The organism is Psychrobacter sp. AOP31-B2-9 (assembly GCF_052378005.1).
GTDB lineage: Bacteria > Pseudomonadota > Gammaproteobacteria > Pseudomonadales > Moraxellaceae > Psychrobacter.
The window spans coordinates 1-310 of the sequence record NZ_JBQSXG010000369.1 but is presented as its reverse complement, the minus strand read 5'-3'; the positions used below and the strand labels follow the sequence as shown (position 1 = coordinate 310).

1 protein-coding gene is annotated in these 310 nt (G+C 40.3%); it reads right to left on the bottom strand.

All coding sequences use genetic code 11. The features are described 5' to 3' along the window. Window positions 1–48: 48 nt before the first annotated feature. The coding region (locus ACT3SX_RS15675) for an IS3 family transposase (protein WP_444761889.1) at window positions 49–310 on the bottom strand (262 nt) is incomplete at its 5' end.

The window sequence follows — 310 nt, the reverse complement described above, 5'->3', positions numbered from 1 at the left end:
TGTGACCCCTGCCGTCAAATCCGTAGAACCAAACTTGGGAGATTTTAATTACGCAGCCTGACGATAAAAGTCAAACCACACCTGTCTTGGCGATTTATAGCCCAAGCTCTTTTGAATCCTAGTCTGATTATAATACAACTCAATATATCCAATAATATCTCTGATGGCTGCAAATCTTGTTTTATAGTCTTGGTGATATACAAGCTCGTTCTTTAATATGCCCCAGAAGCTTTCTATGGGTGCGTTGTCAAAGCAGTTGCCTTTAGCACTCATTGAGCCTTTAAACTGATGCTGCTTGATGATCTTGTGA